Source organism: Streptomyces sp. NBC_01235 (assembly GCF_035989285.1).
Taxonomy (GTDB): domain Bacteria; phylum Actinomycetota; class Actinomycetes; order Streptomycetales; family Streptomycetaceae; genus Streptomyces.
Window position 1 is genome coordinate 1,106,648 of record NZ_CP108513.1, and the last position, 14,594, is coordinate 1,121,241.

Annotated in this window: 13 protein-coding genes; 5 read left to right on the forward strand and 8 right to left on the reverse strand. The window is 72.1% G+C overall.

The genetic code is table 11. The annotated features are described in order from the left end of the window. Positions 1–98: 98 nt before the first annotated feature. On the forward strand, positions 99–779 hold the full coding sequence (locus tag OG289_RS05100; protein ID WP_327312789.1) for a ScbR family autoregulator-binding transcription factor: 681 nt from the start codon (positions 99–101) through the stop codon (positions 777–779). A gap of 178 nt (positions 780–957) precedes the next feature. Here the strand turns inward: OG289_RS05100 and OG289_RS05105 are convergent, their stop codons facing one another. Beyond that, the gene (locus OG289_RS05105) at positions 958–1,248 is read right to left on the reverse strand and encodes a hypothetical protein (RefSeq protein ID WP_327312790.1); all 291 of its coding nucleotides are present in this window, start codon (positions 1,246–1,248) and stop codon (positions 958–960) included. Between the two features lie 746 nt (positions 1,249–1,994). Between OG289_RS05105 and OG289_RS05110 the strand changes: the two genes are divergently transcribed. Beyond that, positions 1,995–3,380 (forward strand): MFS transporter, encoded by a 1,386-nt coding sequence (locus tag OG289_RS05110; protein WP_327312791.1) that lies wholly within the window; start codon positions 1,995–1,997, stop codon positions 3,378–3,380. A 48-nt stretch (positions 3,381–3,428) separates the two neighbouring features. Here the strand turns inward: OG289_RS05110 and OG289_RS05115 are convergent, their stop codons facing one another. From OG289_RS05115 to lnt, 4 genes are all read right to left on the reverse strand, one after another. Then, positions 3,429–5,363 (reverse strand): helix-turn-helix domain-containing protein, encoded by a 1,935-nt coding sequence (locus OG289_RS05115; RefSeq protein WP_327312792.1) that lies wholly within the window; start codon positions 5,361–5,363, stop codon positions 3,429–3,431. 76 nt (positions 5,364–5,439) lie between these two features. Then, on the reverse strand, positions 5,440–6,243 hold the full coding sequence (locus OG289_RS05120; RefSeq protein WP_327312793.1) for a 3-hydroxybutyrate dehydrogenase: 804 nt from the start codon (positions 6,241–6,243) through the stop codon (positions 5,440–5,442). Between the two features lie 54 nt (positions 6,244–6,297). Continuing rightward, positions 6,298–6,777, reverse strand: a complete 480-nt coding sequence (locus tag OG289_RS05125; RefSeq protein WP_327312794.1) for an NUDIX hydrolase — start codon at positions 6,775–6,777, stop codon at positions 6,298–6,300. A 26-nt stretch (positions 6,778–6,803) separates the two neighbouring features. Continuing rightward, positions 6,804–8,414 (reverse strand): apolipoprotein N-acyltransferase, encoded by a 1,611-nt coding sequence (lnt, locus tag OG289_RS05130; protein ID WP_327312796.1) that lies wholly within the window; start codon positions 8,412–8,414, stop codon positions 6,804–6,806. Positions 8,415–8,694: 280 nt separating this feature from the next. On the opposite strand from lnt, the gene OG289_RS05135 reads away from it, so the two are divergent. After that, the gene (locus OG289_RS05135; protein WP_327312797.1) at positions 8,695–9,777 is read left to right on the forward strand and encodes an O-antigen ligase family protein; all 1,083 of its coding nucleotides are present in this window, start codon (positions 8,695–8,697) and stop codon (positions 9,775–9,777) included. A gap of 46 nt (positions 9,778–9,823) precedes the next feature. On the opposite strand, the gene OG289_RS05140 is transcribed toward OG289_RS05135, so the two are convergent. Continuing rightward, a complete protein-coding gene (locus OG289_RS05140) occupies positions 9,824–10,402 on the reverse strand; it encodes a hypothetical protein (protein WP_327312798.1) in 579 nt (192 codons plus the stop codon). A gap of 105 nt (positions 10,403–10,507) precedes the next feature. Beyond that, positions 10,508–11,293 (reverse strand): glutamate racemase, encoded by a 786-nt coding sequence (locus OG289_RS05145; protein ID WP_327312799.1) that lies wholly within the window; start codon positions 11,291–11,293, stop codon positions 10,508–10,510. 39 nt (positions 11,294–11,332) lie between these two features. On the opposite strand from OG289_RS05145, the gene OG289_RS05150 reads away from it, so the two are divergent. Beyond that, positions 11,333–12,526: a glycosyltransferase gene (locus OG289_RS05150; protein ID WP_442819064.1), complete on the forward strand. Its 1,194-nt coding sequence runs from the start codon at positions 11,333–11,335 to the stop codon at positions 12,524–12,526. Positions 12,527–12,544: 18 nt separating this feature from the next. Here the strand turns inward: OG289_RS05150 and OG289_RS05155 are convergent, their stop codons facing one another. Beyond that, a complete protein-coding gene (locus OG289_RS05155; RefSeq protein WP_327320590.1) occupies positions 12,545–13,849 on the reverse strand; it encodes a TerD family protein in 1,305 nt (434 codons plus the stop codon). 298 nt (positions 13,850–14,147) lie between these two features. Between OG289_RS05155 and OG289_RS05160 the strand changes: the two genes are divergently transcribed. After that, entirely contained in the window at positions 14,148–14,579 is a 432-nt protein-coding gene (locus tag OG289_RS05160; protein ID WP_327312801.1) for a DUF6643 family protein, read from the forward strand. Positions 14,580–14,594: the final 15 nt, after the last annotated feature.

Consider the following 14,594-nt stretch of genomic DNA (forward strand, 5'->3'; position numbering starts at 1 on the left):
GCAAAAGCAGTGACCTTGCGTGGTGGTAGGTCACCGGCTGTTCGGTGAAAAATATACCTGCGGGAAGGTATATTGCAACGGGGGGGTTGGAGACGACCGTGAGCGGAGACATCGTGGAACTGAAGAAGCACCGGGCCACCTTCCCGGTACCCGAGCGCAGCCCTGGCAGCATCGCCCTGCACGGCCGCAGCCCGGAGTTGCAGCAGGAACGGGCCGCGCACACCCGCAAGCAGATCCTGGACGCTGCCGCGCAGCTCTTCGACGAGCGCGGGTACGGCAAGACGTCCGTCAAGGACGTCGCCGACCACGTGGGGATGACCAAGGGTGCGGTCTACTTCCACTACCCCACCAAGGAAGCGCTCACGATCGCGGTCGTCGAGGCGCACTACCACCGCTGGCCCGCACTCCTGGAAGCAGCCCAGTCCAAGGGGCTCGGCCCGCTGGACACCGTGGGTGAACTGCTCGACCAGACCGCCCGGGCCTTCCAGGACGACGTGGTCGTCCAGGGCGGGGCACGGCTGCAGATGGAGCAGCCCCTGCCGGATGGCCTGTTGCCGCAGCCGTACATCGGCTGGATCAGCCTGCTGACGGAGCTGCTGGTGGAGGCGGCGGAGGCCGGGGAGCTGCGCGAGGGGGTCTCGCCCGCTGCTGCGGCCCACACGCTGGTCTCCACGTTCTTCGGTACCCAGCACATCTCCTCGCGGCTGAGCCGTCGCGCTGACCTCGTGCAACGCTGGTCCGACGCCCGGGATCTGATTTTCACGGCCTTGCGGGCGTAGGACGCGCGGCCCCTGTGCTTCCTGGTAAGGGCACGAGCAGGGGCTGAATCACTCCGGCGAGCGCCCCTACGACGACACTGGCGCGGCTCACCGTCCATGAACGGTGCGACCCCCGAGCCGGACCCCGGGGATGCCATGGCTGCTCCCCCGGGGCCCGTAGGTGTGTGCCGACTCTGGGTCAGATCTCTCCGACCACCGTGGCGGTGAGCCAGTCGGCTGCTTCGGCATCGGCCATGAGCAACGCCTGCCCCTGGCGGGCGGTGTCGTGGATGTCGGAGAGGTCGGCGCAGGTGACAACCGGGACTTCGCGCGCCCAGGCATGGGAGATCCTCTCGCAGTCGAGGACGAACGCCCTGCGAACCACGGTGTCGGGCAGGCGGTACAGCCCAGGATCCCCGGCTTGCCGCCGCCGCTGGAGGCGTTGCCCGGGATGCGCGCGCGATGTGGTGCGTTCCTGACGTCGTGACATGAAAGCCCGAGTGTTACTCGTCTCCTCACTCAGCAACGACCACCGCTCTGCCCTGGTCCGCCTCCGGGATCGCCCGCGAGGCCGCCCCGACCTCCTGATGCGGCGGGCGGCGGCGGGTAGTCATCGACAGTCAGGGAGTTGTAGAAGCGTCCGCTCATGGTGGCGAGGCGGACGAGGGCGCGGCTGGGCCCCCGGGCAGGGTGCCGCACCGACCTGGCCGTCTTCGAGGACGCCAAGTGCACGGGCCGCGCGGGCGAGCCATGCAGGCGATGTACCACCAGCAGACGAAGAATCTGCTGGGACGAACACGCACCGCGCCCAGGCACAGCGCCTTGCCCGTGCCCGCGGCGGCCGAGCGGCAAGGCCGAGCTCGGTCTCTCAGACCGGTCACCTACCACGCAACGGCTCTGAGCCGATCAACCCCAGATGCCCGAGTTCAACGGAGCGTAGTCAGCACCAAGTCGGCACGGGACAGGTGAAGACGGGTGATGACGCGGGCTTTCAAGTCAGCACCAAACCAGCACGGGAGTCAGCACCGCACCGTCAAGTCAGAACTACGCGTGCCGGACGGCACTCGTTTCGACCACCATCGAGCCCCTGAACCGCCTTTCCGTGAGCCGGCATGGTGGCCACACGCATAGCCGACCCTCGAACTATGTTGCCCCGCCACATGTGCGCCTGACCTGCGGATTCCTACGGTATGGCGACACGAACACGTCCCCGCCGACCGCTTGGAAGTGGTGCCGATGTCCTCCCCCGCGACCGCTCCACCAGCCCCCGCCAGCCTCAAGCGCATCGTCGCCGCGTCCCTCATCGGCACCACCATCGAGTGGTACGACTTCTTCCTCTACGGCTCCGCCGCCGCCCTCGTCTTCAACAAGCTGTTCTTTCCGGGCTCCGACCCGCTCGTCGGCACGCTCCTGTCGTTCCTGACCTACGCCGTGGGTTTCGCCGCGCGGCCGCTCGGGGCGCTGGTCTTCGGGCACTTCGGGGATCGGCTCGGGCGCAAGAAGCTGCTGGTGTTGAGTCTGCTCCTGATGGGCGGGGCGACCTTCGCGATCGGGCTGCTGCCGACACACGCGACCGTCGGGACGGCCGCGCCCGTGCTGCTGACCACGCTGCGGCTGGTCCAGGGCTTCGCGCTCGGCGGTGAGTGGGGCGGAGCCGTTCTGCTGGTGTCCGAGCACGGGGACGCGCGCCGGCGCGGGTTCTGGGCCTCGTGGCCGCAGACGGGCGCGCCCGCGGGGCAGTTGCTCGCGACCGGCGTGCTGTCCCTGCTGACCGCCGTGCTCTCGGACGCCGCCTTCGCCTCCTGGGGCTGGCGGATCCCGTTCCTGCTCTCCGGCGTGCTGGTGGTCGTCGGTTTGTGGATTCGTCTGTCCGTCGACGAATCCCCTGTCTTCCGGCAGGCGCTGGCACAGGCCGAGGCCCGCAAGCTGGGGCGGAGGGCGGAAGCCGAGGGGCTGCCGCTGGTGTCCGTGCTGCGGCACCACTGGCGGGACGTGCTGGTGGCGATGGGTGCCCGCATGGCGGAGAACATCTCCTACTACGTCATCACCGCGTTCATCCTCGTGTACGCGACCACCTCGGCCGGGGTCTCCAAGCAGACCGCGCTCAACGCCGTACTCGTCGCGTCCGCCGTGCACTTCGCGGTGATCCCCGCCTGGGGTGCGCTGTCCGACCGGATCGGACGGCGACCGGTGTACCTGCTGGGCGCGGTCGGCATCGGGCTCTGGATGTTCCCGTTCTTCTCGCTCGTCGACACCGGCGCCTTCGGCGGCCTCGTGCTGGCCGTGACCGTGGGTCTGGTGCTGCACGGGGCGATGTACGCGCCCCAGGCCGCGTTCTTCTCCGAGATGTTCGCGACCCGGATGCGGTACTCGGGCGCCTCCATCGGCGCGCAGTTCGCGTCGGTCGCGGCGGGTGCCCCGGCGCCGCTCATCGCGACGGCTCTGCTCGCCGACTACGACAGCTCCACCCCGATCGCCCTGTACGTGATCGCGGCTGCCCTGCTGACGGTCGTCGCTGTCGGAGTCGCCAAGGAGACCCGTCACCGCGATCTGGCCGACGTCGAGCCCTCCGCCGGCCCGGAGCGCACGCAGACCCCGGCGGCGGACGCACGCGCCGTCTGATCCCGCCCCTGCACTGACCCCCGTACGCTCACCCGGCGCGTACGGGGGTCAGTGCGGTGCCGGAGCTGCCAACCGGTGCAGTCTCAGGGCAAGTTGGACCTCCAGGGCGCGGGCGGGGCTCTGCCAGTCGTCTCCCAGGAGGCGGCCCACGCGGTCCAGGCGTTGGGCCACCGTGTTGACGTGGACGTGGAGTTCGTCCTTGGTGCGCGCCGGGCTCATGCCCGAGGCGAAGTACGCGTCGAGGGTGCGCAACAGGTCGGTGCCGCGCCGTTCGTCGTAGGCGACGACCCGGCCTATGGTGCGGTCCACGAAGCCCGCCACGTCCCGCTCGCCGGCCAGGAGCAGCCCGAGGAAACCGAAGTCCTCGGCGGCCGCCCCGTCGCCGGAGCGGCCCAGCAGCCTCAGGGCGTCCAGACAGCGGCGGCCCTCCTCGTACGCGGCGACCACCGCGTCCGGGCCGGCGGTGAGGCCTCGCACCGGGGCGGACGCGCCGACGGTGACCGCCTCGTGGACGGCGGTGCCGAGGTGCAGCGCGGTACGGCGGGCCAGCTCGGTAGCCGTGTCGCCGCGTTCCAGGGGCAGCAGCAGGACGGTGCCGCCGTCACGGGCTGCGGCCAGGCCGTGACGGGTGGCGGCGAGGTGGGAGGCGGCGGACCACAGGCGGCGGCGGGCGGCCGCCGCCTGGTCGGCGTCGACGTCGGGGGCGGCGGCGTCGAGGCGGGCGGCGAGCACGACATGGGTGGCGTCGAGGTCGGCGTGCAGCCGGGCGGCGCGCTCGCGCAGCAGGCGCGGGTCGCGGTCGCGGGCTTCGAGCAGGTCGTCGAGGAGCTCGCCGCGAACGCGCTGTTCGGCCTCGGCGGCGGAGCGCCTGGCCAGGAGCAGCAGGGACGTCACCATCGCGGCCCGCTCCAGGGTGCGCTGGTCGACCGGGTCGAGTGCGGGGTATCCGCGCAGCACCAGCGCGCCGAGCAGCTCCTCGCCTGCCGCCACCGCCGCGATCCAGTCGTCCCGATGGCGTACGGCGTGGCCGTCCGCGCGGGAGGCCTCCAGCGCGTCGGGCGGTGCGCCCTCCGTGAACTCCACTGTGCCGTCGAGCACTTCGGACACCGCGGCGGCCACGTCATGCACCCCGCCGCCGCGCAGGACCAGTTCGGCGAGCCGGTCATGGATGTCGGAGGCGCGCTCGATGACCGCGCTGCGGTCCCGGATGATCTCGTTGGCGCGCTCCAGCCCGGCCAGGGCCGAGCGGGTCTCGGTGAGCAGGTTGGCGGTGTCGATGGCCGCCGCGGCGAGCGCGGCGAAGGATCCCAGCAGGGCGATCTGCTCCCGTTCGAAGACCCGGGCGCGCCGGTCAGCGGCGAACAGCACCCCGATGACGCTCGGTCCCAGCATCAGCGGAACGCCGAGGATCGCCACCAGCCCCTCGTCGCGCACGCCCGCGTCGATGGTCGCCGTGTGCCGGAAGCGGTCGTCACGGAAGTAGTCGTCGGTGACGTACGGCCGGGCCGTCTGGGCGACCAGACCGCCGAGGCCCTCGCCCATCCCGAGGCGCAGCTGCTGGAAGCGGGCGGCGACGGAGCCCTCGGTGACCCGCATGTAGGTGTCACCCTTGTCTGGGTCGTTCAGGCTGAGGTAGGCGATGTCGGTGCCGAGCAGTGAGCGGGCCCGTTGCACGATCGCCTGGAGGACGGCGTCCACGTCGCGCAGTCCTGCGAGGTCGTGGGCCGTCTCGAAGAGCGCCGACAGCTCGGCCTCCCTGCGCCGTCGGCCCTCCAGTTCCGAGCGGACCCGCAGCGCCAGCAGCTTGGCGTGTTCGAGTGCCGCGATCCGCTCGCCGGGCCCTCCCTCGGCGCGGGCGAGCAGTACGGGCCGGTCGTACGCCTCGGCGGCCGCGCCCCGGGCGAGCAGCTCGAGGAACGGCGCGTCGGCGTCGTGGGCGGTACCGAGGGCCGTGACAGCGCCCTCCACGTGATCGCGGGACATGCTCACAGGATTCCCCATCGCCGGGCCGCCCCGTCAGCCCTGTGGAAAACTCCGCGAACCGGCGGCGGCACCGTGCTCAGTGCGCGGTCCAGCCGCCGTCGAGAACCAGTGACGTGCCCGTCACGAAGGACGCCTGCGGGCCGCACAGATAGGCGACGGCCTCGGCGACCTCCTCCGGTTCGAGGAGCCGCTTGACGGCGCTGTCGCGCAGGAGCACCTCGGCCAGCACGCGTTCCTCGGAGATGCCGTGCGTCCGTGCCTGGTCGGCGAGCTGCCGCTCCACGAGCGGGGTGCGCACGTAGGCGGGGTTGACGCAGTTGGATGTCACTCCGTGGGGCGCGCCTTCGAGGGCGGCGGTCTTGGACAGCCCCTCGAGTCCGTGCTTGGCGGCGACGTACGCCGCCTTGTAGGCGGAGGCGCGCAGGCCGTGGACGGAGGACACGTTGACGATGCGGCCCCAGCCCTGCCCGTACATGTGGGGCAGGGCACCGCGGATGAGCCGGAACGGGGCCTCCAGCATCACCGTGAGCACGGTGTGGAAGACGTCCGGCGGGAACTCCTCCAGGGGGGACACCCGTTGCAGTCCGGCGTTGTTGACCAGGACGTCGGTCCCGGCGGCAGCGAGTTCGGCGGCGTCCAGGTCGGTGAGGTCCAAGGTGTGCGGCTCCACCGAACCGGGCAGGCCGGCCGCGCTCTCCGCGAGCGCCTCCAGGCCGGCCGCGTCCCGGTCGACGGCCCTGACCTTGGCTCCGGCGGCCGCGAGCCGCAGCGCACAGGCACGTCCGATGCCGCCGGCGGCGCCGGTGACGAGGGCGGTCCGACCGCCGAGGTCGAGCCAGGGGTCGGCGGGGCCGCCGGCGGCGACCTGGGGCGAAGTCATGCTTCGACCCTAGGCAGAGCCCCGTCCTCGCCCCATGTGGTCACGGCCCATACTTCACTCGGCAGTCGTGGTCTCGAACCACGTGGGTTCGTCGGAGAGCGCCTGCTTGATGCGGAACACCTGCCGTTCGTGCATGGGCGGCAGGCCGTCCACCGCGAACCAGCCCACCGCGACGGACTCGTCGTCGTTGACGCGCGCGTCGCCGCCGACGGCCCGGCAGCGGAACGTGACGTCCATGAACTGGCACTTGTCGCCGTTCGGGTACTCCACCCGCCTCCCGGTTCGGACCAGGACGACGCGCTCGGGGACGCAGTGCACGCCTGCCTCCTCGTACACCTCCCGCACGGCGCAGTCGGCGGGCTGCTCCCCCGGGTCGGGGATGCCGGTGATCACGGTCCACTGGTGGTTGTCCGCGCGCTGCCCCAGCAGCACCCGGCCCTCGTCGTCGAAGACGACGGCGCTGACGCCGGGGAGCCAGAGCAGCTGGTGACCCGCGGAGGCCCGGATCTCGGTGATGAAGTCAGGAGTCGGCATGGACCGACCCTATCCGGGCCGCCCGATCAGTTCGGCGCGCTGCGTCGGACCCGTACCCCGGCGCCGATCGCCCATCCCAGACCGCCCGCGGCGACGAGCACCAGGGCCATCTCGGGCAGGATGCCCAGCTTCGTCGCCGGCGTCTCCGAAGAGCGCAGGGGCACCTTCTGCACCAGCGAGTCCGCGACGAACATGCCAGTCTTCTGGGTGATCTTCCCGTCCGGCATGATGATCGCGCTGACGCCACTGGTCACGGGCACCGTGACGGTCCGGCTGTGCTCGACGGCGCGCACGCGTGACATGGCGAGCTGCTGGTAGGTCATCTCGCTGCGGTCGAAGGTGGCGTTGTTGCTGGGCACGGAGATCATCTGCGCGCCGTGGGTGACGGTGTCGCGCACGGCCCAGTCGAAGGCCGCCTCGTAGCAGGTGGCGAGGCCGACCTTGGCGCCGTCCATGTCGAACACGCCCGGCTTTGTGCCCCGGCTGAAGTCCTGGCGGACCATGGAGGTCCAGTTCCCGTTGATGGCGCCGATGAACGAGCGCAGCGGGAGGTACTCGCCGAACGGCTGGACCTGCCGCTTGTCGTACGTCTGGGTGGGGCCCTTCACCGGGTCCCACAGGATCTGCTCGTTGTAGAGCTTGCCGTCCCGCTCGACGACGCCGCCGACCGAGATGGGCGCGCCGATCGCCTTGGCCGCGTTGTCGATGACGACGGCGGCGTCGGCGTAGGCGTAGGGGTCGATGTCGGAGGAGTTCTCGGGCCACAGCACGAAGTCGGGCTGGGGGAGCTTGCCCGCCTTGACCTCGGCGGCCAGGCGCTCCGTCTCGCGCGCGTGGTAGTCGAGCACGGCCCGGCGCTGGGCGTTGAACTCCAGGCCGAGGCGGGGGACGTTGCCCTGGATGAGGGCGACCGTCGCGGTGCCGTCCTCCGCCTTGTCGCTCACCAGCGCGCGGGCGGCCACGGCTCCGACGACCGGAACGGCCACGCTGAGCAGCGCCACGGCGGCGGCCGACCGCCGCACCTCACCTGTGCGCCGTCGCTGAAGGACGAGGCGCACCACCTCGTACAGGCCGAAACCGCACAGTACGACCGCGAAGCCGAGGACGGGGGTTCCGCCGAGTGCGGCCAGGGGCAGGAAGACGCCGTCCGCCTGGCCGAAGGCGATCTTGCCCCAGGGGAAGCCACGGAAGGGCACACGCGCGCGTGCCGCCTCGCCGGCGATCCACAGCGCGGCCGCCCATACCGGCCAGGCCGGCAGCTTCGACACGGCGGCCACGCCCACGCCGACCAGCGCGACGAAGACCGCCTCGATGGCCACCAGGGCGAGCCAGGGGCCTGGGCCGACCTCGACGCCGGTCCACACGAGGAGCGGCAGCAGGAAACCCAGCCCGAACAGGTAGCCGAGACCGAAGGCCGCCTTCCAGCTGCGCCCGCGCAGTACCCAGCCGAGGACGGCGAACGCCGGCAGCGCCAGCCACCACAGGATGCGCGGCGGGAAACTGACGTAGAGCAGCACTCCGGAGAGCGCCGCTGCGGCGGCGGGGACGAGGCGCAGGAGCCGCGCGCCGCGCGAGGCCTGCGCGGTCTGGGGCTCCAGCAGGTCCGGCTGGCCCACGGAAGATGCGGTGACGGTCACCCCGGGAGTGTACGGCGAGTGACCTTTCGGCCGACAGCACGGTCCGCGGAGCGGCCCGCCCGGGCGACGGCACGCCCCGCTCGTCGGCGCGCGTCCCAGGCGGCCCACGATCACCGCACAACCCGGCGCACAACCCGGCGCAAGTCATCCACAAACCGCCCATCAGCCGTTACGGTGTGCCAGAGCTCCGGTCGCGCAGGCGTTCGGGGTCCGTCACGGTTCAGGTCCGTCACGGTCGGGGGGCGACCGGGTTCGGGGGGACGGGGTGGGTTCCACTGGGATGACGTCTGCGGTCGGCAGTGACGCGGACGGAGAAAGACGAAACGTTTCTGATGCGGCGGGCGTGGCCGTGTTCGGGGCCTGCGCCATCTGGTCCCTGGTCACCTCCGCCGTGCACGGCGGACGTCCCGAGGGTGTCCTGCTCGCGGTGCTGGCGCTGGCCGCCGGGTACGCGGCGGGGCGGATCTTCGGGGTGCTGCTGCCGGTCGCGGCGCCCTGCGCCGGGGCGCTGGCCGGGCTCGCCCTGACGGTGACCGTGCCCCGGCTCGCCCCGGGACCCGAGATCGTCGCGCCGCTGGGCCACGCCGGCGCCACCGCCGCGCTGCTCACCCTGTCGGCCGGTGCCGCGTGCTGCGCCGCCTGGGCCACGCCCGTGCCCGCGCTGCGGTACACGCTGTGGCTGCTCGCCGGGGTGATCGTGGTCGCCGGGGCCCTCCTGGGCTCGACCACGGCCGTGCTGACCTGCGGCGCGGTGCTGCTGTGCTCCCTGGCCGCCGGACGGGTGCGCAGCCGGGGGCCAGGCCTCGTGGCGCTGGCCGGTGCCGCCTCCCTGATGACGGGCCTGACCTGGGCGGTCGCCGCAAAGGCGCTGCCCGACGGCCTCACCGATGCCCTGACGGCCCACCTGACGCCCTACCGGGTCGACCTGTGGCACGACGCCGTGGGCATGGCCCACCACGAGGCCGGACTCGGCGTGGGCCCCGGGCGCTTCGGGGAGCTGAGTACGACGGCGGCGCGGTCGACGCTGTCCGACGGCAAACCCCATTCGGCGCCGCTGCAACTGGCGGCGGAGCAGGGTGTCGTCGGGGTGCTGCTGCTCGCCGCGGCCTTCTGCTGGGTGCTGTTCGCCCTGTGGCGCGCGCCGCGCCCCACGCCGGTCGTCCTCACCGCGGGTGCCGCGCTCACGGCCCTCGCCGGCCTCGCCGCGATCGGCAACGCGCTGAGCTTCACCACCGTGTCGGTCGGCGCGGGACTGCTGGCGGGTCTGGCCACGGCCCGACCGCTCGCCGAGCAGCCCACGGCGCCCGAGGCGATGTCGGAGTACGAGAGGGACCTACGCCACGGCGACCGCCCGGCCGCCTGACGCCGACGTGTTCCGGAGACGGACGTCAGAGGACGTCAGAGGGACGTCAGTGCTGCGTCGTGCCCGGGGTGCCCGTCCGCAGCCGGGCCCTGATGACGCGTACGGCCGACTCCGCGTCGTCCACGGTGATCGTGAACGTGTGGCCGTCCCAGAGCCTCAGCACCACGCCCTCGCCACGGCGTACGACGACGGCGGTTCCCTTCTCCGGCCGCCAGCGGTAGCCCCAGCCACCCCAGTGGCGCGGGGTGACGAGCGGTTCGAAGTCGGCTCCGGCGACATGCGCCAGGGGGATGCGGCGGCGCGGCAGGCCGATGTGGCCGCAGCGCACTTCGAGGGACTCCTTGTCGAGCTTCAGGTCGACGTGGACAAAGGCGAGCGTGCCGAAGAGCACCAGCAACCCTGCCGCGATGCATCCGACGACGGCCATGACGAGCGGCGCGATGCCGGACGTCCACGCGGAATCGACGGCGAGTTCGATGCCGAGCGCCATGCAGGCGGCGCCCACGAGCGCGAGCAGCCACTGGAACCGGTTGGTGGCGCGCCCGGTCCAGACGTCGGGATGCGGGGCGTCGCGATGCGGGACGTCGGGAAGCGGGGTGCTCTCGTCGTGGGGGTGGTCCCTCATACGCATGAGGCTACTCAGGTTTCGCTGCGCCGGTAGCCCGTTGCGCAGGGTGACTGCTCCTCCCGGGCGGCGGCGGTCCCCCAGGACGGCGCCGGAGCCCGTCGGTCACTGCACGGGGCTGACGGCCTGGAGCAGGCGGCCTTCCGCGTAGGCCAGGGCGGGCGCCGGCAGGCCGCCCTGTCGGCCGCTGAGGAGAACGGTCACGGTGCCGAGGGACGCCGCCTCGGGTTCGGGGCGCGCACCGATCCGGCGCAATGCCTGCGCTGCCACGGCCCCGGCCGAACCGTGCAGGACCAGCGGCGGACGCCCGGGACGCTGCACGGCGGCACGGATGCGGTCGGCGACCAGTTCGTAATGGGTGCAGCCCAGGACGACGGTCGTTACCTCGTCGGGGGTGAGGGCGGCGGCCGCGGTGACCGCGGCGTCGATCGCCGCCTCGTCCGCGTGCTCCACGGCCTCGGCCAGTCCCCAGCAGGGCACCTCGGCGACCGGAACCCCGTCGGCGAAGTCCTGGATGAGGCCGCGCTGGTAGGGGCTGCCGGTGGTGGCCGGCGTGGCCCAGATCGCGACGGGGCCGCCGCCGGCCGCGGCCGGCTTGATCGCCGGGACGGTGCCGATCACCGGGATGCCGGGTTCGAGGCGGGCGCGCAGGGTGGGCAGAGCGTGCACGGTCGCCGTGTTGCAACCGATGATGAGGGCCTCGGGCCGGTACGCGGCGGCGGCCTCGGCTACAGCCACGGCACGCTCGGTGAGGTCCTGCGTGGTGCGTGGGCCCCACGGCATTCCGTCGGGGTCGAGCGAGAGCACGAGATCGGCGTCGGGCCGCAGGCGCCTTACCGCGGCGGTGGCCGCCAGCAGACCGATTCCGGAGTCCATGAGCGCGATCTTCACCCGGCCACCATAGACGATGTGCTCTTGCGGCCCGGTCGGGTGGGGCAGACTGCGCGCGTGAGCGCCATCGTGTGGATCGCCGCCCTGTCCCTGGTCGCCTGGCTGTGGCTGCTGCTCTGTCAGGGCTTCTTCTGGCGAACGGATGTGCGGCTGCCGCCCCGGAAGGAACCCGATCGGTGGCCGTCGGTCTGTATCGTCGTCCCCGCGCGCGACGAGGCGGCGGTGCTGCCCGCGAGCCTGCCCTCGCTGCTCGCGCAGGACTATCCGGGACGGGCCGAGATCTTCCTCGTCGACGACAGCAGCTCCGACGGCACCGGCGAACTGGCGCGCTCTCTCGCCCGGCGGCGCGGTGGGCTCCCGCTGACCGTGGACTCGCCGGGCGAACCGCCCACGGGCTGGACCGGGAAGCTGTGGGCGGTTCGGCACGGCATCGCGCTGGCACGCGCGCGTGAGCCCGAGTACCTCCTGCTGACGGACGCCGACATCGCGCACGCACCCGACAGCCTCCGGGAGCTGGTGGCGGCGGCGCGCACCGGGGGGTTCGACGTCGTCTCGCAGATGGCCCGGCTGCGGGTGGAGAGCCTGTGGGAGCGGCTGGTGGTGCCGGCCTTCGTCTACTTCTTCGCGCAGCTGTACCCCTTCCGCAGGATCGGCCTGCGAGGGGCGCGCACGGCGGCCGCGGCGGGCGGCTGCGTCCTGCTGCGCACCGAGGCGGCCGAGCGGGCCCGGATCCCGGACGCCATCCGGCACACCGTCATCGACGACGTGGCGCTCGCGCGGGCCGTGAAGGGCGGGGGCGGTCACATCTGGCTGGGGCTGGCCGACCGCGTCGACAGCGTGCGCCCCTACCCGAGACTGCACGACCTGTGGCGAATGGTCTCGCGCAGTGCCTATGCGCAACTTCGCCACAACCCGTTCCTGCTGGCCGGCACGGTGCTCGGCCTCGCCCTGATCTACCTGGTGCCGCCGCTCGCCCTCCTCACCGGGCTCGCCGTCGGCAGTACGGCCGCGGCGGTACTCGGTGGTCTGGCGTGGCTGGTGATGACGGGGACGTACGTCCCTATGCTGCGTCACTACCGTCAGCCGCTGTGGCTCGCTCCCCTGCTGCCGTTCACCGCGTTCCTCTATCTCCTGATGACGGTGGATTCCGCGGTGCAGCACTACCGAGGGCGCGGCGCGGCCTGGAAGGGCCGCACCTACGCACGTCCGGACGCCGTGACCGACGAGGGCTGAGCCCTTCTCGAAGGCCCCCTACTTGCGGCCAGGAGTCCAGTTCATGCCCCACCCGTAGGCATAGTCGACGGTCCGCTGCGGGCTCACCCCGCGCTCGGGCACCAGGTAGCGAGCCTCGCGCTGGACGACGAGGTCGCCGCCGTGGTTGGTGATCAGGGCGAGCGCACACACTGTCGACGGGATGGTGCACTCGTCCAGGGAGAAGTCGACCGCGGCGCCGAACTGAGGTTGCAGTGTGACCGTGGCGTGCAGGTCGGCGAAGGAACGGGCGCCCTCGTAGATGGTCACGAAGACGAGGATGCGGCGGAAGTCGTTCTTGTGGTCGAGGTTGACGGTCAGGTTCTCGCCGCTCGCCACCGCGCCGGTGCGGTCGTCGCCGTCGAGGTGGATGTACGGCGGCTGATGCAGGGCGCCGAAGGCGTTGCCGAGGGCCTGGACGACGCCCTTGCGACCGTCGGCGAGTTCGTACAGGGCGCACAGGTCGAGGTCGAGGTCGTTGTGCATGGCCATCGCCCGCCCGCGCTTGCTGCCCCACCCCGAGAACTGCTTGCGCGTCTCCCAGTTGAGGTTCACGCGCAGGGCGCCCGAGGTGCCGCCCTGCTTGGTCAGGGACACCGACGGGGCGGCCTTCGTGAGCGTCACCTTGGTCAGCCGGACCGGCCCGGCGGGCGGTGCCGGCGGCGGGGGCGGGGCCTGGTGGACGGGCGGGGGCACCGTGGCCGGGAAGGCGGGCATGGTCGGCGGCGGAGACGGCGGAGACGGCGGGGACTGCGGAGTCGACGGAGCCGGGGCGGCCGCGTGCTGCGGCTCGTCCACCGTGATCCCGAAGTCCGTGGCCAGGCCTTCGAGACCGCTGCCGTAGCCCTGTCCGACGGCCCGGAACTTCCAGGCGCCCTGGCGGCGGTAGAACTCTCCCAGCACGAAGGCCGTTTCGACGGTGGCCCCGGTGCTGTCGAACCGCGCCACGACGGTGCCCTGTGCCGCGTCCCGTACCTCGATGTAGAGGTCCGGGACCCGGCCGAACGAACCGCCGTCCGTCGAAGCGGCCAGTACCACGGTCTCGATCGCGGGCTCCACGCGCGCGAGGTCGACGAGAAGGGTGTCCGTCACGCGGCCCCCGGAGTTCCGCTTGCCCTCGTGGCGGACCGCTCCGGAGGAATGGGCCGGCTGGTTGTAGAAGACGAAGTCGGCGTCGGAACGGACCTTTCCGCCCACGAGGAGCAGCGCCGACGCGTCCGCGTCCGGAACACCCGGTCCCGAGCGCCAGCCCAGTTCGACCCGCAGTGCTGTGGTCGGCACCGGAGCATTGGAACCCTTCGGCATTGACATGTACGCCCCCATTGTGTGTCAGTGCACCCAGGCCCGCGCCCGGCACCCCTCGGGTTGTCTACCCGGTCAACCTATTCCGCAGGACACCGAACTCCCATCGGAGGCACGGGATCGCCTCCGGCCGACCCCCGGTAACCGGCTGGGAACTCGGCATTTACACGATCTACAGGGCGTTTGACGTCCCATTTTCCCAACTTCGCTCGCATTGGGGATCCGAGGTCACCCCCGACACGGAAATCAACCCTCTTATCGGTCTCCCCAACCAGCACATCGTGGGCTTAACTTATGTGCCATGACCTCCCCCCGCTCCACCTATGGCGGCGGCTACTACGCCTCCTTCCCGGACACTCCGATCTACGACTCCCTCGTGGCCGAGCGGGGCACCCCGCAGATCGCCCCGATCCGGGTCCCCGCCGCGTACGACATGGGCAACAGCAACCTGCCCGCGCTGCCGTCGGCGCTGCCCGCCCTCCCGTCGGGCCCGTCCCAGGCGCCCTACGGCTACCCGCAGGCCCAGCAGCCCGCTCCGCTGCAGCAGGCCCCGGCGGCGTACATCCCGCCGCAGGCCGCCGCGCCGCGCGGCTATCCCGGTCCCCAGGCGCAGCAGCCGCGCCCGGCCGGTCCCGGCACGGGCTACGAGGCGATGCGCCCCGCCGCGCCCCGGCCCGCCGCCCCTCAGTACCAGGACCCGTACAACCAGCAGCAGTACCGAGGCGGCTACTGAGCCGACCCGGGGGGT

Coding starts and splice junctions, on each gene's coding strand:
- OG289_RS05115 (WP_327312792.1), bottom strand. CDS start 5,363: ATGTCCCGCGATCACGTGGAGGGCGCTGTCACGGCCCTCGGTACCGCC.
- OG289_RS05105 (WP_327312790.1), bottom strand. CDS start 1,248: ATGTCACGACGTCAGGAACGCACCACATCGCGCGCGCATCCCGGGCAA.
- OG289_RS05125 (WP_327312794.1), bottom strand. CDS start 6,777: ATGCCGACTCCTGACTTCATCACCGAGATCCGGGCCTCCGCGGGTCAC.
- OG289_RS05135 (WP_327312797.1), top strand. CDS start 8,695: ATGACGTCTGCGGTCGGCAGTGACGCGGACGGAGAAAGACGAAACGTT.
- OG289_RS05160 (WP_327312801.1), top strand. CDS start 14,148: ATGACCTCCCCCCGCTCCACCTATGGCGGCGGCTACTACGCCTCCTTC.
- OG289_RS05155 (WP_327320590.1), bottom strand. CDS start 13,849: ATGCCGAAGGGTTCCAATGCTCCGGTGCCGACCACAGCACTGCGGGTC.
- OG289_RS05120 (WP_327312793.1), bottom strand. CDS start 6,243: ATGACTTCGCCCCAGGTCGCCGCCGGCGGCCCCGCCGACCCCTGGCTC.
- OG289_RS05110 (WP_327312791.1), top strand. CDS start 1,995: ATGTCCTCCCCCGCGACCGCTCCACCAGCCCCCGCCAGCCTCAAGCGC.
- OG289_RS05140 (WP_327312798.1), bottom strand. CDS start 10,402: ATGAGGGACCACCCCCACGACGAGAGCACCCCGCTTCCCGACGTCCCG.